This is a genomic window from Kitasatospora sp. NPDC032757 (genome assembly GCF_055579305.1).
Genome location: NZ_JBVINN010000002.1, coordinates 434736 through 455076, shown reverse-complemented (window position 1 = coordinate 455076; position 20341 = coordinate 434736). Strand labels below are relative to the sequence as shown.

Annotated in this window: 18 protein-coding genes, 3 pseudogenes and 1 riboswitch; of the genes and pseudogenes, 11 read left to right on the top strand and 10 right to left on the bottom strand. The window is 73.6% G+C overall.

Features of this window, described 5'->3' with window-relative positions; translation table 11 throughout:
- Positions 1 to 419 precede the first annotated feature (419 nt).
- Positions 420 to 1640 carry an erythromycin esterase family protein gene (locus ACZ5WK_RS05120; protein WP_465545059.1) on the bottom strand — a complete coding sequence of 407 codons (1221 nt, stop codon included), beginning with the start codon at positions 1638 to 1640 and terminating at the stop codon, positions 420 to 422.
- A 155-nt stretch (positions 1641 to 1795) separates the two neighbouring features.
- Between ACZ5WK_RS05120 and ACZ5WK_RS05115 the strand changes: the two are divergent.
- Positions 1796 to 2335, top strand: a pseudogene (locus ACZ5WK_RS05115) (GNAT family N-acetyltransferase).
- A 20-nt stretch (positions 2336 to 2355) separates the two neighbouring features.
- On the opposite strand, the pseudogene ACZ5WK_RS05110 reads toward ACZ5WK_RS05115, so the two are convergent.
- Positions 2356 to 2561: pseudogene (locus tag ACZ5WK_RS05110) on the bottom strand (transposase); the annotation flags it as partial.
- Between the two features lie 202 nt (positions 2562 to 2763).
- Here ACZ5WK_RS05110 and ACZ5WK_RS05105 point away from each other — a divergent pair.
- From ACZ5WK_RS05105 to ACZ5WK_RS05095, 3 genes and pseudogenes are all read left to right on the top strand, one after another.
- Positions 2764 to 3582: pseudogene (locus tag ACZ5WK_RS05105) on the top strand (ISL3 family transposase); the annotation flags it as partial.
- A gap of 28 nt (positions 3583 to 3610) precedes the next feature.
- Positions 3611 to 4243, top strand: coding sequence for an AAA family ATPase (locus tag ACZ5WK_RS05100; protein WP_465545057.1), 633 nt, complete (start codon positions 3611 to 3613; stop codon positions 4241 to 4243).
- Positions 4244 to 4406: 163 nt separating this feature from the next.
- Positions 4407 to 4895, top strand: a complete 489-nt coding sequence (locus ACZ5WK_RS05095; protein WP_465545055.1) for a flavoprotein — start codon at positions 4407 to 4409, stop codon at positions 4893 to 4895.
- Positions 4896 to 4941: 46 nt separating this feature from the next.
- Here ACZ5WK_RS05095 and ACZ5WK_RS05090 read toward each other — a convergent pair whose 3' ends face one another.
- Positions 4942 to 5517, bottom strand: a complete 576-nt coding sequence (locus tag ACZ5WK_RS05090) for a TetR/AcrR family transcriptional regulator (RefSeq protein WP_465545053.1) — start codon at positions 5515 to 5517, stop codon at positions 4942 to 4944.
- Positions 5518 to 5620: 103 nt separating this feature from the next.
- Between ACZ5WK_RS05090 and ACZ5WK_RS05085 the strand changes: the two genes are divergently transcribed.
- Positions 5621 to 6229, top strand: a complete 609-nt coding sequence (locus ACZ5WK_RS05085; protein WP_465545051.1) for a dihydrofolate reductase family protein — start codon at positions 5621 to 5623, stop codon at positions 6227 to 6229.
- Here the strand turns inward: ACZ5WK_RS05085 and ACZ5WK_RS05080 are convergent.
- Positions 6180 to 7226 carry an EamA family transporter gene (locus ACZ5WK_RS05080; protein ID WP_465545049.1) on the bottom strand — a complete coding sequence of 349 codons (1047 nt, stop codon included), beginning with the start codon at positions 7224 to 7226 and terminating at the stop codon, positions 6180 to 6182. The two genes, ACZ5WK_RS05085 and ACZ5WK_RS05080, sit on opposite strands and share 50 nt — an antisense overlap.
- A 154-nt stretch (positions 7227 to 7380) precedes the next feature.
- On the opposite strand from ACZ5WK_RS05080, the gene ACZ5WK_RS05075 reads away from it, so the two are divergent.
- The gene (locus tag ACZ5WK_RS05075; protein ID WP_465545047.1) at positions 7381 to 7851 is read left to right on the top strand and encodes a gamma-glutamylcyclotransferase family protein; all 471 of its coding nucleotides are present in this window, start codon (positions 7381 to 7383) and stop codon (positions 7849 to 7851) included.
- A gap of 81 nt (positions 7852 to 7932) precedes the next feature.
- On the opposite strand, the gene ACZ5WK_RS05070 is transcribed toward ACZ5WK_RS05075, so the two are convergent.
- Positions 7933 to 9393 (bottom strand): catalase, encoded by a 1461-nt coding sequence (locus ACZ5WK_RS05070; protein ID WP_465545045.1) that lies wholly within the window; start codon positions 9391 to 9393, stop codon positions 7933 to 7935.
- Positions 9394 to 9588: 195 nt separating this feature from the next.
- On the opposite strand from ACZ5WK_RS05070, the gene cbiE reads away from it, so the two are divergent.
- From cbiE to ACZ5WK_RS05045, 5 genes are all read left to right on the top strand, one after another.
- Entirely contained in the window at positions 9589 to 10839 is a 1251-nt protein-coding gene (cbiE, locus tag ACZ5WK_RS05065) for a precorrin-6y C5,15-methyltransferase (decarboxylating) subunit CbiE (protein WP_465545042.1), read from the top strand.
- Positions 10836 to 11597: a precorrin-4 C(11)-methyltransferase gene (cobM, locus tag ACZ5WK_RS05060; protein ID WP_465545040.1), complete on the top strand. Its 762-nt coding sequence runs from the start codon at positions 10836 to 10838 to the stop codon at positions 11595 to 11597. Before cbiE ends, cobM begins: the two co-directional genes overlap by 4 nt.
- On the top strand, positions 11597 to 12472 hold the full coding sequence (locus ACZ5WK_RS05055) for a cobalt-precorrin-6A reductase (RefSeq protein WP_465545243.1): 876 nt from the start codon (positions 11597 to 11599) through the stop codon (positions 12470 to 12472). Before cobM ends, ACZ5WK_RS05055 begins: the two co-directional genes overlap by 1 nt.
- A 57-nt stretch (positions 12473 to 12529) precedes the next feature.
- Positions 12530 to 13033: a DinB family protein gene (locus ACZ5WK_RS05050; RefSeq protein ID WP_465545038.1), complete on the top strand. Its 504-nt coding sequence runs from the start codon at positions 12530 to 12532 to the stop codon at positions 13031 to 13033.
- A gap of 95 nt (positions 13034 to 13128) precedes the next feature.
- On the top strand, positions 13129 to 13575 hold the full coding sequence (locus tag ACZ5WK_RS05045) for a protein-tyrosine phosphatase family protein (RefSeq protein ID WP_465545037.1): 447 nt from the start codon (positions 13129 to 13131) through the stop codon (positions 13573 to 13575).
- A gap of 25 nt (positions 13576 to 13600) precedes the next feature.
- Here ACZ5WK_RS05045 and ACZ5WK_RS05040 read toward each other — a convergent pair whose 3' ends face one another.
- The 5 genes from ACZ5WK_RS05040 to ACZ5WK_RS05020 form a co-directional block, all read right to left on the bottom strand.
- Complete coding sequence (locus ACZ5WK_RS05040; protein ID WP_396320055.1) at positions 13601 to 15130, bottom strand: UDP-N-acetylglucosamine 1-carboxyvinyltransferase; 1530 nt, start codon at positions 15128 to 15130, stop codon at positions 13601 to 13603.
- A 115-nt stretch (positions 15131 to 15245) separates the two neighbouring features.
- The gene (locus ACZ5WK_RS05035) at positions 15246 to 16595 is read right to left on the bottom strand and encodes a cobalt-precorrin-5B (C(1))-methyltransferase (RefSeq protein WP_465545035.1); all 1350 of its coding nucleotides are present in this window, start codon (positions 16593 to 16595) and stop codon (positions 15246 to 15248) included.
- 80 nt (positions 16596 to 16675) lie between these two features.
- The gene (locus ACZ5WK_RS05030; protein WP_465545033.1) at positions 16676 to 18187 is read right to left on the bottom strand and encodes a precorrin-2 C(20)-methyltransferase; all 1512 of its coding nucleotides are present in this window, start codon (positions 18185 to 18187) and stop codon (positions 16676 to 16678) included.
- Between the two features lie 2 nt (positions 18188 to 18189).
- Positions 18190 to 18816 carry a precorrin-8X methylmutase gene (locus tag ACZ5WK_RS05025; RefSeq protein ID WP_465545031.1) on the bottom strand — a complete coding sequence of 209 codons (627 nt, stop codon included), beginning with the start codon at positions 18814 to 18816 and terminating at the stop codon, positions 18190 to 18192.
- A complete protein-coding gene (locus ACZ5WK_RS05020) occupies positions 18813 to 20039 on the bottom strand; it encodes a cobalamin biosynthesis protein CobG (protein ID WP_465545029.1) in 1227 nt (408 codons plus the stop codon). The genes ACZ5WK_RS05025 and ACZ5WK_RS05020 overlap by 4 nt, the downstream gene beginning before the upstream one ends.
- 132 nt (positions 20040 to 20171) lie before the next feature.
- Positions 20172 to 20257, top strand: a riboswitch (cobalamin riboswitch).
- Positions 20258 to 20341 lie beyond the last annotated feature (84 nt).

Sequence of the window (20341 nt, the reverse complement as noted above, 5' to 3'; positions counted from 1 at the left end):
TTGGTGACCCTGGGCTGTGCCATCTGGTGGCATATCGACCTCCGCAGCCCGGACGGCAGGATATGGGGCTGGGACCCTAACGCGCACTGCAAGCGCCACCGCCTGTTCCCGGAGTTCACCTTGGCTGAGTGGCTGACCGACTGGCTCCAGGGAGACCGCACATTCCCCCAGCCACCAGAGCTGCTGGGCTGCCCTGACTGCTGACGTGGCGTCACTCAGCGCGCCCAATGACCCGGATGCCTGACGGCTTGTTCAGGGTCAACGAACCGCAAGGGCTGCGCCGTTGTGACCGAGCGCCCCAGTCGGCACCGTGGTGACCGAGCGCCATAGCCGGCCCCGTGGTGGCCGAGTCGGCCGGAGCGCTGTGGTCGACTCACCAAGGTCCAGCCGTGGGTGACGCCTTCGTGGCGGGGTGCCGCTCACGGCAGCCATCGCACCGGAGACACCCGGCGAATGTGGACGAGGACGTCGAACGCGTCGGCAAGGGAAGCGACGGTCATGTGCTCGGCAGCGTCACGGGACGGGTCGTAGACGCCGCTGATGACGCGGACCTTTGCCGGTCCCTCCCACCGGCGGCGTACGGCGTCGCGGCGCAGGTCCAGCCAGTGGGCGGGCAGATCCACCTCTCCCAGCGTCGCGTCGATCAGATCCCCGGCCGGCTCCGGGACAGCGGCGACACCGAGATCCCCGTGATGGAAGCCGATCGCCACGGAGACATACCGCGCGCCGTGACGCTTGCGCAGCAGGCTGCCGACGGTGGGCTGCGGACCACGCCCGGGAGCCAGGCCCAGGACCGTCTCGGCTGCCGACGTGTGAGCGATGCCGTCCCAATAGACCACGCGCACACCGGTCCGGCTCTGGGAGTCGCCGATGGCATCCGCCCACACTGCGGCGTCGCCCGCGTAGTCGCCTCGCCCGGCGACGCTGCGTTCATGGAAGTCCACGATCCCGCGCATCCGCGCCAGGGCACCCTCGGCATGGTCGGCACCGGACCATGACCGGATCAGCGCGAGCGCGTCGCGGGCGTGCTCGGCGAACGGGCGTCCCGGGTGCGTTCCCCGGGCGCGCTGCACATGCTCGTCGGTGTGGTGAGCGGTCCGGATCGGATCCAGGTGGGATGCCACCTCCGCCAGGCGGTCCGGAGCGGACCGACGGACGTGATCGAGGACGGCGTCGTAGTCCTCGGGCCGGGCCTGCGCGGGCTTCACACCGAAGATCCGTACGGGGTCGTTCGGGTGGTCCCGGTTGAACGCCCGGATCCATTCCAATGTCGCGACCATCTCGGCGGTGCGCCAGGGACGCCAGGCGTCCTCGAGCGCGGATTCGGCCGAACCCTCGCCGCCGCGCACGTACCTGTCGAGGCCGGCGGCGACGCCGGCACTGTCCTGTACGGCCAGCGCCCGAAACCCGTGGTGCCGGACCAGCCGGCGCAAGAGTTGGTCCCGCACACCGAAGGTCTCCCGGGAGAATCGGGTGGACTCCCCGATGCCGACGATCGTCGCCGCGGCGGCAAGCCTCTCGGCGAGGTCATCGAGCGTGGCGTCGGACAGCGGGCCGGCCTGGGCGTCGGCGTGCTGAGGATCGGGTGACCCTATGGTCGAAGGGAAGGAGCCCCGGGGAGCGGTGGTGTCGGTTTCCATGCCTCCCAGGTTCCTACCTCAAGTGCGGTTGAGGTCAAGTCAGGAGATCGACCCGGCCCGACGAGCGGGGTCGGCCCGCGCGGTGCCGGTCGTACCAATGCCGGGAGTTGAGCGTTTCCCGTTCGGTTGGTTCGACCACCTGTTAGCGTGCGCGGATGGAAGATCTGGGACCCGTGGGTTGGCCGCCTGAGCCGATTAGGACCGAGAGGCTCGTGCTCCGTGAGCCCGAGACCCGGGACCGTGCGGCGTTCATCGAGCTGCTCGCCTCGCCAGAGGTGCACACCTACCTCGGCGGCCCCCGGCCGCGTGACGAGCTTGAGCGCGAGATGTCCGGGGCGCCCGAGCGGTAGCCCGGGAGCTTCGTCGTTGATCTCGACGGGTCGATGATCGGCCAGATCCTGCTCAGGAGAGCAACGGGGCACCGTCGCCCAGCTGCCGCGGGGAAGGCCGATCTCGGCTACCTGTTCCTGCCGCGGGCGTGGGGATTCGGGTACGCCGCCGAGGCGTGCGCGGCGGCACTTGGCTGGCTCGCCGGCGCCCTTCCCGACGAGCCGGTGGTGCTCACCACCCAGACCGCCAACGTCGGCTCGATGCGTCTCGCGGCGAAGCTGGGGTTCACTGAGGTGGAGCGGTTCGAGGCCTGGGGCGCCGAGCAGTGGCTCGGTATGTGGTCCCCGGCCACGCCGTCCAGTTGAGTTTGCGACGGAACCGCCGGGGAGTCCAGGAACCGGCCGATCATGCGGGCGGCCAGTTCCGGCTTGGTGGCGAACGCCGTCTGATCGCCGAGCCCGGCGGCCCGGCAGCGGTCGGGCTGGTCGGTCCACGAGCGCGGGACGTACAACTGCCGGTCCACCGCCGCGTGCCCGCGGCGGCCCGCGTATCTACGAGGTAGACGGCGACCTGCGAGTTCTCGATCCTGCCCGGGACTTGTATTTGAATAACTGTCAGGGATGGCCTTCGGTGGGTGTCGCCCGGGCGTGCAACTGTTCCAATGTGCGGGCGGCCGGTCCGGGGAGAGGCGAGATGACGACTCGGTGCAGATCCAGGAGTCGGTGGCCGTCCTGGAATTGGCTCTGTCCCGTAATCGGTGGTAACGAAGGGTGACGGCCGTCGTTGACGTTGCGTGCGAGATGTCAACGAGCTTGTGGGCATAGTGTTTTCCGGGCTTTCGTCGCTGGTCGTCCAGGACATGGTGGACGAGGGCGAGGTCATCCGGCTATCGGCCCGGACCCGGGACGAGGCGGTGCCGTGCCCGGTGTGCGCAGAGCCGACGCTCCGCGTGCACGGCTTCCACCACCGCATGGTCGCGGACGTGCCGGTGGACGGTCGGCGGGTGGTGGTGTCGGTGCTGGCCCGGCGCCTGGTGTGCCCGGTTCTGACTTGCCCGCGGCAGACGTTCCGCGAGCAGGTCCCCGGCCTGATCGAGCGCTACCAGCGGCGCACGCGCCGACTTGCCGACCAGCTCGGCCAGGTGGTGAAGGAGTTAGCGGGCCGGGCGGGTGCCCGCCTCTCCCGTGCCCTGGCCACCGCGGTCTCCCGCTCGACCGCCCTTCGGCTGCTTCTCCGGCTGCCGCTGCCCGCGTCGCGGGTGCCAAGGGTCCTCGGCGTCGACGACTTCGCGCTCAAGCGCCGCCACCGGTATGCCACCGTCCTGACCGACGCCGAGACCGGCGAGCGGGTCGACGTGCTGCCGGGCCGCGGAGCCGATGCCCCGGAACGGTGGCTGCGCGAGCACCCCGGCGTCGGGGTCGTCTGCCGGGACGGCTCCGGCGCCTACGGGGAGGCCGCCCGCCGGGCCCTGCCGCAAGCGGTGCAGGTCAGCGATCGCTGGCACCTGTGGAAGAACCTCTGCGACAAGACCCTGGCCGAGGTCCGCTCCCACAGCGCCTGCTGGGCCACCGCCAATACACCCCGCCCGGCCGGCACCATGAAGATCACGATCTACGGCTGGAGTACTAGGCTGTCGGCCCATGCTGATCTGGATCAACGGGCCATTCGGCGGCGGCAAGACGCAGACCGCGCACGAGCTGCGGCGCAGACTGCCCGGGAGCGTGATCTGCGACCCGGAGCAGGTCGGCTTCGGTCTGCACCGGATGACGCCGAAGCCGCTGCGGGGCGACTTCCAGGACCTCCCGGCCTGGCGGCAGGGCGTGGTCGAGGTCCTGGACCGCACGCTCACCGGCCACCGGGGGACGGTGATCGCACCGATGACGGTGGTCGAACCGGCCTACCTCGCGGAGACGGTCGGACGGCTGCGCGAACGTGGCCACGACGTACGGCACTTCGCGCTGCTGGCCGAGCGCGCGGAGGTGCTCCGGCGGCTGCGCGAGCGGGGCTTCGGGCACGCGGTGCAGCTGGTCGCCGGGAAGGACGCGCCGCTGCGCCGGGAGAGCTTCGCCGTGGCCAGACTCGACCACTGCCTGGACCGGCTGCGCGGCGCGGAGTTCGGCGAGCACCTGCCCACCGACCACCTCACCGTCGCCCAGGTCGCCGACCGGATCGCCGCCTCCGCCGGACTGACGCTCGCACCGAACACGGACGGCGAGCTGCGCGGCCGACTGCGGCGGGCCTGGACGGGGATCCGGCACATCCGGTTCGACTGAGGCGGGTGGGCCCGTGCGTCGACGGGCACGGCGGGTCGGCATGTCAGCAGGTCGGCATGTCAGCAGGTCGGCGTGTCGATGGGGCGGCGGGCCGCCCGGCGGCCGGGCTCGCCGGGCGGGTGGCGATGATGGGCGCGACCGTCACACAGTTGGGAGCCCGCCCGTGCCCTTCCTCTACGTCGTCGTCTGCGCCTCCGGACTCGCCCCCGAGACCGGCAGGCTGGTCTCGGCCGCCCAGGCCGAGGGCTGGGAGGTCGGCGTCGTCGCCACCCCCCACGCGCTCGGCTTCATCGACGAGGCCGCCGTCGCCGAGCAGACCGGTTACCCGATCCGCTCGGCCTGGCGGAAGCCGGGAGAGCCGAAGCCGCTGCCGCCGCCGGACGCGATCGCCGTGGCGCCCGCGACCTTCAACACCGTCAACAAGTGGGCCGCCGGCATCTCCGACACGCTCGCCCTCGGCATCCTCTGCGAGGCGTACGGGCTCGGCGTGCCGACGGCCGTCCGGCCGGTGCTCAGCTCGGCACAGGCCGCCCACCCCGCCTACGCCGAGAGCCTGGCGCGGCTGCGGTCGATGGGGGTGCTGATCCGCGAGGACGGCGACCTCACCGGGGTGCTCGACCTGCTGCGACCGGTGCTGCGACCGGCGCCCTGACCCGGGCCGCCGCCGGGGGCCGACACCGGTGCCGGCAGCCGACCGGTCAGCTCGCGGGGACGATCCGCTCGACCATGGTGTCGATCAGCGCCGCTAGCCCCTCCTCCCCCAACACCTCTGGCAGCGTGAGGTGTTCGATGATCAGCCCGGTCATGGCGAGGTAGAGGACGACCACCGTCTCGCGGTCGCCGGGGAAGCCCTCTCCCAGGTGGTAGGCGATGTTGGCCTCCAGCTGCTCGCGGATCGCATCGGTGAGCCGGGCGCGCAGCGCGGGCCGGCGGGTCGCCTCCAGCCGCAGTTCCAGCATGGCCAGGTACCCGGCCCGTTCGGCGGTGATCCGGCGCAGCAGATCGTGCATCAGCGCGGTGACGAGCGCGCGGTCGCGCGGGGCGCGCAGCAGATCGGCGAGCACGGCCGGATCCGGGGTCAGGCGGTGGTGGATGTGGCGGGCGGCCCGGTCGAGCAGGTCGTCCCGGCTGGCGAAGTAGTTGGAGGCGGTGCCGGCCGGGACTCCCGCCTGGGCGTCGACCGCCCGGAAGGTGAGCCCGCGGGCGCCCTCACGGGCGAGGACGTCGATGGCGGCGTCGGTGAGGGCGATGCGGCGGGCCGGGTTCTGCACCATGACTCTGATCCTCCTTCAGGAAAACTCTTGCAACCACTACGACTGAAGTACTATAACTGTCGTTGTTCAGGGCGAAGGCCCTTCACCAACCCCAAGGATCTGCATGCGCAAGCTCAGCTACTTCGTCGGCGCCACCATCGACGGCTTCATCGCCGCACCCGACGGCGGCTTCGACTTCCTCTTCCCGTACGTCGAGGGCGAGTTCCTCGAGTACCTCACCACCGAGCGCGCCGACACAATGGCGACCCCGGGCCGCGCGGCCTTCGGGGTCGCGGAGGCGCCGAACAGCCGGTTCGACACCGTCCTCATGGGCCGCGGCACCTACGAACCGGGGCTGACCATGGGGCTCACCAGCCCCTACGCCCACCTGCGTCAGATCGTCCTCTCCCGCACGCTGACCACCAGCCCCGACCCGGCGGTCGAGGTCACCGACGAGGACCCGCTCGCCCTGGTGCGCGAGCTCAAGCAGGAGGACGGGCTCGGCATCTGGCTCTGCGGCGGTGCCGACCTGGCCGGCCAGCTGCTGCCGGAGGTCGACGAGCTGATCGTCAAGCAGTACCCGATCGTGGCCGGCCGGGGCATCCCGCTCTTCCGCGCCGACTTCGCACCGCGCAACTTCACGCTCACCGACTGCCGCCCGTTCGAGAACGGAACCGTCGTCCTCACCTACGCGCGGACGTCCGACCAGCAGCCCTCCCCGGCGTCCGGCTGACGCTCACCACCAGGCAGACGCCCGCGACCACGATCGCCCCACCCAGCAGGGTGGGGCCGGTCAGCGGCTCGGCCAGGACCAGCCAGCCCAGCAGCACCGCGACCACCGGGTTCACGTACGCGTAGGTGGCGACCAGGGTCAGCGGGGCGGACTGCAGCAGCCAGGCGTACGTGGTGAAGCCGATCACCGAACCGACCACCACCAGGTAGCCGAGCGCCAGCCAGGACCGCCCGGAGAAGGCATCCGGATCCAGCCCGTGCTGCTCGCCCCGCACCACCCCGATCAGCACATTGCCCAGCCCGCCCGCGAGCATCTGGTAGGCGCTCGCGGCGAAGACGTTGCCCGGCATCGGGATGCGCTTGGCGGCGAAGGAGCCCGCCGCCCACGTCAGCGTGCCGCAGATGACCGCGACCACGCCGCCCGGTGCGATGTCCCCGCCGATCGCGGGCGCCGAGAGCACCGCGAGGCCGGCCAGCCCGAACAGCACGCCGGCCAGCTCGACCGGCTTCGGGCGGTCGCCGGTCGACGCGGTGAGCAGCACCATCCAGAGCGGGACGGCGGCCACCAGCAGCGCGGCCAGCCCGGACGAGATCGAGTTCTCGCCGAGCACCACCAGGCCGTTGCCACCGGTCAGCAGCAGCGCGCCGACCAGCACGGAGGAGCCCAGCTGCCGGACGCTCACCCGGAGGGCGGACCACCCCTGGCGGAACAGCACGAAGCCGGCCAGCAGCAGCCCGGCGAGGACGAAGCGCGCCCCGGCGGAGAAGAAGGAGGGCATCGTCTCCAACGCGATCCGGATCGCCAGGTAGGTCGAGCCCCAGACCACGTACACGACGCCCAGCGCCAGCCAGACCGCCCCGCCCAGCCGCGCGGCCGAGGCCGTCGCGGGCGACGCCACCGCGTCGACGGGCGTGCCCGCGGAGGAACCGGTGGCGGCGGAGGTGGCGGCGGAGTCGGCGGCGAACGCGGCCGCCTTCCGCGAGGCGGGAGGTGTCATGGGTGTCCCCCTTGGACGGTGCTGGCAGTTCACCCGCCATGACAGCGCATCAGCGGGCCCGCGCGCCAGTGCGTATCACCAGGAGGTCGCCGCAGGCGCTACGGTGGGCGCCCCTCGGGGCCCCCGGAGGCGCCGGAGCCACGACGGCTCACAGATGACGACCGACCGCCGGAAGGTGCCCGTGCCCGCCGATCCGCCCGCCGCCTCCTCCGCCGGCGCCCTGCCGTTCTTCGTCTACGGCACGCTCCGCACCGGCGGCCGCAACCACGCCGTCCACCTCGCCGGGCGCTGCGCCGACGTCCGGCCCGCCGTACTCGCCGGGGCCGCGCTGCACGACGGCCCGGGGTTCCCGTTCGCCGTGCCGGACGCGACGCCCGGCCGCCGGATCGTCGGCGAGCTGATCACCGTGCGCCCCGGCGCCTACGGCCCCGCGCTCGCCGCGCTCGACCGGCTGGAGGGCTGCCGGGCGGACGGCACCGGCGAGTACGTCCGCAAGCGGCTCTCCGTCCGGACGGCCGACGGGGAGGCGCGCGACGCCTGGGTCTACCTGGCCGGCCCGGCCGTCGCCGCCCGCCTGCGCGCGCAGCCGGCACTGATCCCGTCCGGGGACTGGATACGGCGCTGAGGACGGCGCGGCGCTGAGGACGGCGCGACGTCAGGAGAAGCGCAGCGTCAGGAGAAGCGCGGACGTCACGGCAGCGACGTGTCAGGCCTTGCCCACGCCCGAGGCGACGCGATCGCCCAGCGCCCGGTCGACATTGCGCCAGTACTGCACCGCCCGCTCCAGCACCGGATCGCCGACCCCGGCCTTGAGGTGGCCGACGATGTTGGAGACCAGCCGGTCGCGCGCCGCGTCGTCCAGCACCTGGCGGACCATCGTGCCCGCCTGCCCCCAGTCGTCGTCCTCGGCGTGCAGCGAGTAGGCCTCGCGCACCATGTCACCGGAGGTCTGCCAGCCGGCTGCCGGGTCGTCGTGGGCCTTCACGTCCGCCGCCGGGCCGCCCTTGGAGTTGGGCGCGTACGGCGCGGCGGTGCGGGCCGGGTCGAACCGCATCGGTCCGTCCTTGGCGAAGGAGTGGACCGGGACGTGCGGCCGGTTCGGCGGCAGCTGCGCGTAGTTGGGGCCGATCCGGTACCGGTGGGTGTCCGGGTAGGAGAAGATCCGGCCGAGCAGCATCTTGTCCGGCGAGACGCTGATGCCCGGCACCAGGTTGGCGGGCTCGAAGGCGGCCTGCTCGATGTGGATGAAGTAGTCCTCCGGGTTGCGGTTCAGCGTCATCGTCCCGACCTTGATCAGCGGGTGGTCTCCGTGCGGCCACACCTTGGTCAGGTCGAAGGGGTTGAACCGGTAGCCGGGCGCCGCGTCGAACGGCATCACCTGGACGAACAGCGTCCAGGACGGGTGGCTGCCGCCCTCGACCGCCTGCCAGAGGTCCTGGCGGTGCAGGTCCGGGTCGGAGCCGGCGAGGCGGTCGGCGTCCTCCTGGGTGAGGAAGTCGGCGCCCTGGTCGGTCTTGAAGTGGTACTTGACCCAGAACCGCTCGCCGGACGCGTTGATCCACATGTAGGTGTGCGAGCCGTACCCGTTCATGTGCCGGTACGACTTCGGGATGCCGCGGTCGCCCATCAGCCAGGTGACCATGTGGGCGGACTCCGGCGAGAGCGTCCAGAAGTCCCACTGCATGTCGTGGTCGCGCAGGCCGTTGTCCGGGCGCCGCTTCTGCGAGCGGATGAAGTCCTGGAACTTGATGGTGTCGCGGACGAAGAAGACCGGCGTGTTGTTGCCGACCAGGTCGTAATTGCCGTCCTCGGTGTAGAACTTCAGCGCGAATCCGCGCGGGTCGCGCCAGGTGTCCGGGCTGCCCTGCTCCCCGGCCACGGTCGAGAAGCGGGCCAGCATCTCGGTCCGCTTGCCCGGCTGGAACAGGATCGCCTTCGTGTACCGGCTGACGTCCTCCGTCGTCTCGAAGAAGCCGTACGCCCCGGCCCCCTTGGCGTGTACCACCCGCTCGGGCACCCGTTCGCGGTTGAACTGGGCCATCTTCTCGATCAGGTGGTGGTCGTGGAGCAGAATCGGGCCGTCCCGGCCCACCGTGAGCGAGTGCTCGTCGCTCGGCACCGGGATGCCGGCGTTGCTGGTGGTGTGCGGCACCGCTGACCCGGACATGGTGTCCTCCGTTGCGTGCTGAGGCCCCCGGACGACGCTAACCCCGTCCACCGGGGCCCGCACCCCAGGGCCGGGCAGCCCCCGCGCCCCGGCCGGGCCGGCCCGCACACCCTGGTCAGGAGCCCGTCGCGGACCGCCAGGTAGGCTTCCCCGACCACGCCTGCGGACCACTGCCGACCAACGAGGAGCCTCCCGGTGCCCGAGCTGCCACCCCCGATCACCGTCGTCGGGATCGGGGCCGACGGCTGGCCCGGCCTGGCCGGCACCTCCCGGGCGGCGCTGCGCGAGGCCGAGGTGGTGATCGGCGGCCCGCGGCAGCTCGCCCTGCTCCCCACCGGCGAGGTCGCCGCCGCGCGCGTGCCGTGGCCGTCCCCGCTGCGCCCGGCCGTCCCCGGGCTGCTCGCCGAGCACGCCGACCGCCGGGTCGCGGTGCTGGCCAGCGGCGACCCGATGTTCCACGGCATCGGCCGCACCCTCACCGAGATCCTCGCCGGGACGCCCGGTGCCGAGCGGCTGCGCGTGCTGCCGCACCCCTCCTCCGTCTCCTACGCCTGCGCCCGGCTCGGCTGGCCGCTGGAGGCCACCGAGGTGGTCAGCCTGGTCGGCCGCCCCCTCGACACCCTCGCCCCGGCCCTGCACCCCGGCCGCCGGCTGCTCGTCCTCAGCTCCGACGCCGCCACCCCCGCCGCCGTCGCCGCCCTGCTCACCGCGCGCGGATTCGGCGCCGCCCGGCTGCGGGTACTGGAACAGCTCGGCGGCCCGGGCGAGCGGCAGCTGGACGGGCCGGCGGACGGCTGGCCGCACCCGGCCGGCGACCCGCTCAACGTCATCGCGGTCGAACTCGGCCCCGGCCCGCGGACCTCGCTCGTCCCCGGCCTGCCCGACGACGCGTACGAGAGCGACGGCCAGCTGACCAAGCGCCACGTCCGCGCCGCCACCCTCGCCACTCTCGCCCCCGCGCCCGGCGAACTGCTCTGGGACGTCGGCGGCGGCTCCGGCTCGATCGCCATCGAGTGGCTGCGCGCCCACCGCGACAACCGGGCGGTCACCGTCGAACGCGACCCCGTCCGGGCCGCTCGCATCGCCCGCAACGCCGCCGCGCTCGGCGTGCCCCGGCTGCAGGTGGTCACCGGCGCGGCGCCCGCCGCCCTGGCCGGCCTGGCCACCCCCGACGCCGTGTTCATCGGCGGCGGCCTCACCGCACCCGGCCTGCTGGACGCCTGCTGGGCGGCGCTGCCGCCGGGCGGCCGGCTGGTCGCCAACACCGTGACCCTGGAGTCCGAGGCCCTGCTCACCGAGTGGTACCGGCGGTACGGCGGCGAGCTGCTGCGGCTGGCCGTCGCGCACGCCGTCCCGGTGGGCGGCTTCACCGGCTGGCGCCAGGCGATGCCGGTCACCCAGTGGTCCGCCGTCAAGCCCGACACCCCCCAGGAGAACGCCTCGTGACCGTCCACTTCATCGGAGCCGGCCCGGGCGCCGCCGACCTGATCACCCTGCGCGGCGCGCGCATCCTGGCCCGCGCCGAGGTCTGCCTCTACGCCGGCAGCCTGGTGCCGCGCGAACTGCTGGACGAGTGCCCGCCCGGCGCCCGCCTGGTCGACACCGCGCAGCTCAACCTCGACCAGATCGTCGCCGAGCTGGTCGCCGCCCACGAGGCCGGCCAGGACGTGGCCCGGCTGCACTCCGGCGACCCGTCCGTGTTCAGCGCCGTCGCCGAGCAGATGCGCCGGCTGGACGCGGCCGGCGTGCCGTACGAGGTGGTGCCGGGCGTGCCCGCCTTCGCCGCCGCCGCGGCCGCGCTGAAGCGCGAACTGACCGTGCCGACCGTCGGCCAGACCGTCATCCTCACCCGGATCGCCAAGCGCGCCACGCCGATGCCCGAGGGCGAGGACCTCGCCACCCTCGGCCGCAGCGGCGCCCTGCTGGTGCTGCACCTGGCCGCCGGGTACGTGGACGACGTGGTCGAGCAGCTGCTCCCGCACTACGGAGCCGACTGCCCGGCCGCGGTGGTCGCGATGGCCAGCCGCCCGGACGAGCTGGTGCTGCGCGGCACCGTCGGCACCATCGCCGGGCAGCTGAAGGAGGCGGGCGTGGTCCGCACCGCGGTGATCATCGTGGGCCGCACGCTGGCCGCCGAGCAGTTCCGCGACAGCCACCTCTACTCGGCGGACCGCGAGCGCCCGCACGAGCCCTGCGGGGCGTGATGGCACCCGTCCCGCAGCCCTCGGCCTCCCCGGACCGGCACGACCTCGTCCGAGAGGTCCCGGTCCGGCACGATCAGGCCCGGCACGACCTCGTCCGGCACGACCTCGTCCGGCACGTCCCGGCCCGGCACGTCCTGGTCCTCGGCGGGACGACGGAAGCGCGGACCCTGGCCGGCGCCCTGGCCGGCCGGCCCGGCCTGCGGGTCACCAGCTCGCTCGCCGGCCGGGTCGCCGAACCGCGGCTTCCGGCGGGCGAGGTGCGGATCGGCGGCTTCGGCGGGCCGGACGGGCTCGCCGCCTGGCTGCGCGACGAGGCGGTGGACGCGTTCGTGGACGCCACCCACCCGTTCGCGGCCGCCATGTCGCAGAACGCCGCCCTCGCCGCCGCGGCGACCGATGTGCCGCTGCTGGCGCTGCGCCGCCCCGGCTGGGCGCCGGTCGACGGGGACCACTGGCACCGGGTGGGCTCCCTGGACGAGGCCGCCGCCCTGCTGCCCACCCTCGGCCGCCGGGTCTTCCTCACCACCGGCCGGCAGGGTATCGGCACCTTCGCCCACCTCGACGGCCTGCACTTCATCGCGCGCTCGGTCGACCCGCCCGAGCCCCCGGTGCCCGCCGCCCTGGACGTCCTGCTGGACCGGGGCCCGTTCACCCTGGACGGCGAGCGGGCGCTGCTGCGCGACCACCGGATCGACGTCCTGGTCACCAAGGACAGCGGCGGCGCCGCCACCGCCCCCAAACTCACCGCCGCCCGCGAACTGGGCCTGCCGGTGGTGGTCGTGGAGCGCCCGCCGCTCCCGGCCGGCGTTCCGGCGGCCGATTCGGTGCCGGCGGCGCTGGACTGGCTGGCCGGGCGCGGTCTCCCCTCCCGATAGCCCCCGCGACTTCCGGAACTGCGCCCGCCGTACCCCCGACGCTGCCATCATGGCGCGATGGACGACGATCAGCGCACCCGGACCTTGCAGACCGCCGACGAACGCGCCACTCTGGCCAGTTTCCTGGACTTCCAGCGCGACACGCTCGCCATGAAGTGCGCCGGCCTGCGCCCCGAACAGCTCCGCGAGCGCGTCCTGCAACCGTCCGGGCTCTCCCTGCTCGGCCTGGTCCGCCACCTCGCCGAGGTCGAGCGCGGCTGGTTCCGCAACACCTTCAACAACGAGGCGCAGCCCGGCATCTGGACGCACCCCGACGGTGGCTTCGCCGAGTTCGACGTCGAGACCGCCGACCCGGAGGAGGCCTTCGCCGCCTGGCGCGGCGAGTGCGGCCACTCCCGGGAACTCGTCGCCGCCGCCGAGTCGTTGGACGTCCTCGGATACCGCGGCGAGGAGGCGTTCTCGCTCCGCTGGATCATCACCCACATGATCGAGGAGTACGCCCGCCACAACGGCCACGCCGACCTGCTCCGCGAACACCTCGACGGCGAGACCGGCGAGTAGCCGCGGGCCGACACCCGGAGAACAGGGGAGAGCCGATGCCGGCCCGCCACAAGGAACGCGACACCCCCGGATCACCGGGGGCGTGAAACGAGATCGTGCCCGGGCTCTGGATGGGCGGGCACTTCACCACCCCGCCCGGCCGGGCACTGGAACCGGTCGTCGTGGAGCGGGAGTTCGACCTGGTGGTCAGCCTCTTCACCCGGCCCGGGCACGGCCCGGAGCCGGGGGTGGAGCATCTGGTCAGGGAGGTGCCCGACGGGCCGCTCTCCCCCGGGCAGCTCGGCGCCGTGCAGGAGGCGGCGACGCACGCGGCCGAGGCCGTCCGGCAGGGGCGCACCACCCTGGTCCGCTGCCACTCCGGCTACAACCGCTCCGGTCTGGTGGTGGCCCAGGCCCTGGTCGAACTCGGCCACGAGGCCGACCGTGCCGTGGAGTTGATCCGCGAGCGGCGCTCGCCGTGGGCGCTGAACAACTCGCTGTTCGTGCAGTACCTGACCACCGGGCTCGACACCGCACAGCTGCTGACCGGCCTCAACGAGTGAGGCCGGTCGGCGGGGTGACGTCCGGTCAGATGTCGCGGAAGGTCTCGATCTGGGCGCCGATCGAGTTGAGGCGCTCGGCGAGGTCCTCGTAACCACGGTTGATGACGTAGACGTTGCGCAGCACCGAGGTGCCCTTGGCGGCGAGCATCGCCAGCAGGATGACGACCGCCGGGCGCAGTGCGGGCGGGCAGACCATCTCGGCGGCGCGCCAGCGGGTCGGGCCCTGGACGAGCACGCGGTGCGGGTCGAGGAGCTTGATGTCCGCGCCGAGCCGGGTGAGTTCGGTGAGGTAGATGGCGCGGTTGTCGTAGACCCAGTCGTGGATCATCGTCGTGCCGTGGGCGGCCGCGGCGATCGCGGCGAAGAACGGCACGTTGTCGATGTTGATGCCGGGGAACGGCATCGGGTGGATGGTGTCGACCGGCGCGGTCAGCTTCGAGGGGCGGACGGTGAGGTCGACCAGGCGGGTGTGGCCGTTGTGGGCCCGGTACTCGGGGGTGCGGTCGTAGTCGAGGCCCATGCCCTCCAGCACCGCGAGCTCGATCTCCAGGAACTCGATCGGCACCCGTCGGATCGTCAGCTCGGAGGAGGTGACGACGGCGGCCGCCAGCAGGCTCATCGCCTCGACCGGGTCCTCGGCGGGGGTGTAGTCGACGTCGCAGGTGATCTCGGGCACGCCGTGCACGGTGAGGGTGGTGGTGCCGATGCCCTCGATCTTCACGCCCAGCCGCTCCAGGAAGAAGCAGAGGTCCTGGACCATGTAGTTGGGCGAGGCGTTGCGGATGACGCTGACGCCGTCGTGCCGGGCGGCGGCGAGCAGGGCGTTCTCGGTGACGGTGTCGCCGCGCTCGGTCAGCACGATCGGGCGGTCCATCGGCGCGCCGGGCTGGACGGAGGCGTGGTAGGCGCCGGACGTGGTGGCGACCTCCAGGCCGAAGCGGCGCAGCGCGGTCAGGTGCGGCTGGACGGTGCGGGTGCCGAGGTCGCAGCCGCCGGCGTACGGGATGGCGAAGCGGTCGGCGCGGTGCATCAGCGGGCCGAGGAACATCAGCACGCTGCGGGTGCGGCGGGCGGCCTCGACGTCCATCGCGGCGAGGTCGAGCTCGGCGGGCGGGGTGAGTTCGAGGTCCCGGCCGTCGTTGGTCCAGCGGCTCTTGACGCCGATGCTGGTGAGCACCTCAAGGATGCGGTAGACCTCTTCGATCCGGGCGACCTGGCGGATCGTGGTGCGGCCGGTGGTCAGCAGCGAGGCGCAGAGGATCGCCACGCAGGCGTTCTTGCTGCTGCGGACGTCGATCGCGCCGGAGAGGCGGGTGCCGCCGGCGACCCGCAGGTGCATCGGGCCGGCGTAGCCGAGGGAGACGATTTCGCTGTCGAGGGCTTCGCCGATGCGGGCGATCATCTCAAGGCTGACGTTCTGCTTGCCCTGCTCGATGCGGTTGACCGCGCTCTGGCTGGTGCCGAGGGCCTCGCCGAGCTGAGCCTGGGACCAACCACGGTGCTGACGCGCGGTACGGATGAGGGTGCCGATACGGGTGAGGTAGTCGCCTGTCACCCGGCAGACCATATCTCATGCTTGAGATAGCACCAGAATCGATCCTGCGCGTGGCGCTACTTTTGTCCGTTTCTCACCCCGTATGAGCGTCAGATCTTCACATCATGGCAACGGTTCAGGGGGGCGATGAGGTATCCAGAGGAGCGGGCACCGGCCCAGGGCTCAAGGGCCCAGGGCTCAAGGGCCCAGGGCTCAACGGCCCGGCGGGCGCCGCGCGGCCGACGATGGTGCCGGCCCGGTCGATGCAGATGACGTCCACCGCGACGGGCGAACCGACCAGCACGCCCAGTGCGGTGGCGCGGGCCGCCTCGGCGACCAGGTCGCCCAGCGGGACACCGGCCGCGCGGCAGAGCTGGATCGCCTCCAGCGCGGTGTTGGCGGCCGCGACCGCGTCGGCCAGCTCCGGGCCCGCGCCGCCCGCGCGCGCCAGCCCGGCAAGGTACCCCTTGTCCACCTGGGAACGCGCCGAGTGCAGGTCGAGGTGGCCGGCGGCGAGCTTGGAGAGCTTGGCGAAGCCGCCCGCGATGGTCAGGCGCGGTACCGGGTGGCGCTTGAGGTACTTGAGCACGGCCCCGGCGAAGTCGCCCATGTCGAGCAGCGCGTCCTCGGGCAGCCCGTGCACGGCGACGGCGACCTTCTCGGACGTCGAGCCGGTGCAGCCCGCAACGTGGGTCCGCCCGGCGGCCCGGGCCACGTCGACCCCGCGCCGGATGGAGTCGATCCAGGCGGAACAGGAGTAGGGGACGACGATCCCGGTCGTCCCGAGGATGGAGAGGCCGCCGAGGATGCCCAGCCTGGGGTTCCAGGTGGAGCGGGCGATCTCCTCCCCGTGGTCGACGGAGATCTCCACCACGACGTCCCCGTCGCCGCCGAACCCGGCGGCCACCTCGGCGACCGCGTCGCGGATCATCTGCCGGGGCACCGGGTTGATGGCCGGCTCGCCGACACCGAGCGGCAGCCCGGCCTTGGTGACCGTCCCGACCCCGGGGCCGGCCCGGAACACCACCCCGCTGCCGGGCTCGCCCGCCCACACCGTCGAGCGGATCAGCGCTCCGTGCGTGACGTCCGGATCGTCCCCGGCGTCCTTGACCACCCCGGCCATGGCCCGCCGCCCGCGCGACCCGTCCGGCCCGGCCGGCGCAACCGCGGCCCCATCGGCCGGCGACCCCCCGACCGGCGACGCCCGGACCGGCACGCCATCGGCCGGCAACTCCCCGGCCACCAACTCCTCGGCCGCCAGAGCGAATCCGGGCTGCTGCCCCTTCGGCAGCGTGATCACCACAGGGTCCGGGAACGCCCCCGTCAGCAGCGCCTGGTACGCCGCCTTGGTCGCCGCCGTGGCGCAGGCGCCGGTCGTCCACCCGTGCCGCAGGCCACTGCTCCTCAGCTGCCCGGCCCGACCACCGACACCGACCTCACCCACGACCGCTCCCTGCTCCGCACACCGGCTCTTGGACGCCCCCATCCTCCCCCGCCCGGCGGCCGGCGGCGCACCCGCCCGGCCGGAGCAGGAAGTCGGCCGGGCCGACTTCCCCCTCCGGGCGCTCACGCCTCCGGGTAGCGGCGGGGGGTCCAGACGACCTCGGTGGCGTTTCCGCGTTCGACGGCCTGGGTCTGGGAGGAGCCGATGAGCAGGATGGTGCGCATGTCGACCTGGGCCGGGTCCAGGTCCGCGAGGCGGACGGTGCGGACGCGCTCGGTCGGGCCGCCGACGTCGCGGGCCATCACCACCGGGGTCTCCGGCGCGCGGTACTCCAGCAGGAGGTCTCGGGCCAGGCCGACCTGGGTGGTGCGGGACTGCGAGCCCGGGTTGTAGAGGGCGAGCACGAGGTCGGCCTCGGCGGCGAGGCGCAGGCGCTTGGCGACCACGTCCCAGGGCTTGAGCCGGTCGGAGAGCGAGACCACGGCGTAGTCGTGGCCGAGCGGGGCGCCGGCGCGGGAGGCGGCCGCGTGCGCGGCGGTCATCCCGGGGACGATCCGCACCGGCACGTCCCGGTAGGCCTCCTCGCAGGCGACCTCCAGCACGGCGGTGGCCATCGCGAAGACGCCCGGGTCGCCGGAGGAGACGACCGCGACCCGGTGGCCGCGGCGGGCCAGGTCGAGGGCGAACTCGGCGCGCTCGGACTCCACCTTGTTGTCGGAGCCGTGCCGCTGCTGGCCGGGGCGGACGGGCACCCGGTCCAGGTAGGTGGTGTAGCCGACCAGGTCGGTGGCGGCGGCGAGGGCGCCGCGCGCCTCGGGGGTGAGCCAGAGCGGACCGGCCGGGCCGGTACCGATCACCGCGACGCTGCCGAGCCCCTCGGAGGGCTTCACCTCGGGCTCCAGCGGCGCGACCTTGCTCGGCAGCACGGCGACGGAGAAGTACGGGACGGTCTCCGCGTCCACGTCGGCCAGCGGCGCGGTGCGCTCGCCGTCCATGAAGGCGCGCTCGACGTACTGGGCGTCGTCCAGCCGGCCGGCCCGCTCCAGGGCGCGGCGGACGGCCGGGAAGGTGCGGCCCAGCTTCATGATCACGGCGGAGTCGGCGGAGGCGATCCGCGCGGTGAGCTCCTCCTCGGGCAGCGTGCCGGGGATGACGGTGAGCGTCTCCTCGGCCTCGGTGAGCGGCTGCCCGAGCCGGGCGGCGGCGGCACTGACCGAGGTCACGCCGGGGACGACCTCGGTCGGGTAGCGGTGCGCGAGGCGCTTGTGCATGTGCTGGTAGGAGCCGTAGAAGAACGGGTCGCCCTCGGCGAGGACGACGACGTCGCGGCCGGCGTCCAGGTGGGCGGCCAGCCGGGCGGCGGCCTCCTCGTAGAAGTCGTCGAGCGCGCCCCGGTAGCCGCCAGGGTGGTCGGTGGTCTCGACCGTGATCGGGTAGACCAGCTTCTCCTCGATCTGACCATCCGTCAGATACCGCTCGGCGATGGACCGGGCGATCGAGCGGCCGTGCCGGGCGCTGTGGTACGCCACCACGTCGGCCTTGCCGATGAGTTCGGCGGCGCGGACGGTCACCAGGGACGGGTCGCCGGGGCCGAGCCCGACCCCGTAGAGCCGACCGGTCGGGGCCTGGTGCACCGTCACTCTTCTTCACTCGCAATCGCGTTGATGGCGGCGGCGGCCATCGCGCTGCCGCCGCGCCGGCCGCGCACCACCAGGTGCTCCAGGCCGGACGGGTGGACGGCCAGGGCCTCCTTGGACTCGGCCGCGCCGATGAAGCCGACCGGGACGCCGATGACCGCGGCCGGGCGCGGCGCGCCCGCCTCGATCAGCTCCAGCAGGCGGAACAGCGAGGTCGGCGCGTTGCCGACGGCGACCACCGCACCCTCCAGCCGGGGCAGCCACAGCTCCATGGCGGCGGCGCTGCGGGTGTTGCCCATCTTCCGGGCCAACTCGGGCACCGAGGGGTCGGTGAGGGTGCAGAGCACCTCGTTGTCGGCGGGCAGCCGCTTGCGGGTGACGCCGCTGGCGACCATGTTGACGTCGCAGAGGATCGGCGCACCGGCGTGCAGCGCAGCGCGTGCGGAGGCGACCACGCCGGGCGAGTACACCAGGTCCTCGACCAGGTCGGTCATGCCGCAGGCGTGGATCATCCGCACCGCGACCTGGGCCACGTCGGCGGGCAGGGCGGCGAGGTCGGCCTCGGCCCGGATGGTGGCAAAGGACTGGCGGTAGATGGACGCGCCGTCCTTCTCGTACTCGATCACTTCGTGGTCCTCCGGGCCTCGGCGACCGCCTCGGCCATCTCCTCGTTCGTCACGTCCACGGTGGCGGCGTCCACCGCCACCCGGTAGCCCTGCCCGGTGGCGAGCACGTCCACCCATGCTCCGGCCGGGTGGCCGCAGCGCCGCTCGCAGCCGGACCAGTGCACGCGCAGCCCGCCGCCCGGCACCGCCGCGAGATCCAACGCCCGGGCCGCGTCCGTGCGGACGTCGGCCAGGGACTTGGCGCAGCCGGGCAGTCCGGTGCAGGCGCTCGCGCCGTCCCAGGCGGTGCCGGGCTCGGTGCGGAACCCGGCGGCCGCCAGCGCGGGCAGCCGGTCGGCGGACGCCCCGGGCAGGACGGCGCCGCGCCAGGGGGTCAGCCGCAGTTCTCCGGCCGACGCCCCGGCCAGCTCACGCCACTGGGCGGCGGTGGCCCGGCCGAAGCGCAGGCCGACGGAGAGCCCGCCGGGCAGCGCGCCGAGCGGCGGGGGCGTGCCGGGCAGGGCGGGGAGCGGGACGGTACCGGGCGGCAGCAGGTCGGGCACCTCGCGCAGGTGCCAGGCCTTCCGCCCGCTCTCCCGCAGCGCGTCCAGGAACTCCCGGGCGGCGGCCAACGCGGCGTCCACCGCGCCGGCCAGGGGGACGGCGCGCGCGGTGGCGGCCCGGCCGAGGCGCAGCAGCGCCGTGCCGTCCGGCCCGTCGTCCGAGCCTGCGATCAATGTCACATCGGCGTCGAGTGCGGCGACGTCGCCCCGCCCGTCGTCCAGTGCGAAGAGGAACTTGCCGGAGAGCCCGGTGGCCCAGCTGCTCGCGCAGAGCCCGGCGTCCAGCTCCCGCGCCCAGGCCCGCACGTCCGCGCGGCCACCCGAGGGGCCGGGTGAGGCGACGATGTTCCGGACCCGCTCGTGGGTCTCGGAGGGCAGCAGCCCGGCGGCGCGCAGCCGCTCGGCCAGCTCCTGCCCGCAGCCCGAAGCCAGGCCGCGCAGCTGGACGTTGCCGCGCGAGGTGGTCTCCACCCCGCCGTCGCCCAGCGCCTCGGCGGCCTCGGCCAGCGCCAGCGCCTGACGGGTCGTCAGCAGACCGCCGGGCAGGCGGACCCGGGCCAGGGCGCCGTCGTCGGCGGTGTGCAGACGAAGGGCCCCCGGACAGGCGTCCGCGCGCCCCCGGTCGGGCGCGGCGGCGCCCGGCGTGGTGGCGTCGGGTGTCGGTGGCATGGCCGCGAGCATACAGATGATCCGTTCGGTTGCCTCCGTCCGTTGGGTCACACGTTCGGACGCACTCCCCCAGGTCAGCCGCACCCCGTACGATGCTGCCGGGCGGCCCCCGCGGGCCGCCCACACGCCAGCGACGGCGCAGGGGAGGAAACCGGTGCAAGCCCGGTGCGGTCCCGCCACTGTGACCACGGTTCACCGGAGTTCCGGGAGGCCGTGGGAGCCAGGAACTCCTGCCGTTCTCCACCGGCCCGGGGCGCGGACCCCGAGGAAGGCTTGAAAGCCCATGCGCCGCCGCACGCCTGTGCCCATGCCCG

What these genes read in the sequence shown, in the direction of transcription:
- ACZ5WK_RS05120 (WP_465545059.1), bottom strand. Translation starts at nt 1,640, where the DNA reads ATGGAAACCGACACCACCGCTCCCCGGGGCTCCTTCCCTTCGACCATA.
- ACZ5WK_RS05100 (WP_465545057.1), top strand. Translation starts at nt 3,611, where the DNA reads ATGCTGATCTGGATCAACGGGCCATTCGGCGGCGGCAAGACGCAGACC.
- ACZ5WK_RS05090 (WP_465545053.1), bottom strand. Translation starts at nt 5,517, where the DNA reads ATGGTGCAGAACCCGGCCCGCCGCATCGCCCTCACCGACGCCGCCATC.
- ACZ5WK_RS05085 (WP_465545051.1), top strand. Translation starts at nt 5,621, where the DNA reads ATGCGCAAGCTCAGCTACTTCGTCGGCGCCACCATCGACGGCTTCATC.
- ACZ5WK_RS05080 (WP_465545049.1), bottom strand. Translation starts at nt 7,226, where the DNA reads ATGACACCTCCCGCCTCGCGGAAGGCGGCCGCGTTCGCCGCCGACTCC.
- ACZ5WK_RS05075 (WP_465545047.1), top strand. Translation starts at nt 7,381, where the DNA reads ATGACGACCGACCGCCGGAAGGTGCCCGTGCCCGCCGATCCGCCCGCC.
- ACZ5WK_RS05070 (WP_465545045.1), bottom strand. Translation starts at nt 9,393, where the DNA reads ATGTCCGGGTCAGCGGTGCCGCACACCACCAGCAACGCCGGCATCCCG.
- ACZ5WK_RS05055 (WP_465545243.1), top strand. Translation starts at nt 11,597, where the DNA reads ATGGCACCCGTCCCGCAGCCCTCGGCCTCCCCGGACCGGCACGACCTC.
- ACZ5WK_RS05050 (WP_465545038.1), top strand. Translation starts at nt 12,530, where the DNA reads ATGGACGACGATCAGCGCACCCGGACCTTGCAGACCGCCGACGAACGC.
- ACZ5WK_RS05035 (WP_465545035.1), bottom strand. Translation starts at nt 16,595, where the DNA reads ATGGGGGCGTCCAAGAGCCGGTGTGCGGAGCAGGGAGCGGTCGTGGGT.
- ACZ5WK_RS05020 (WP_465545029.1), bottom strand. Translation starts at nt 20,039, where the DNA reads ATGCTCGCGGCCATGCCACCGACACCCGACGCCACCACGCCGGGCGCC.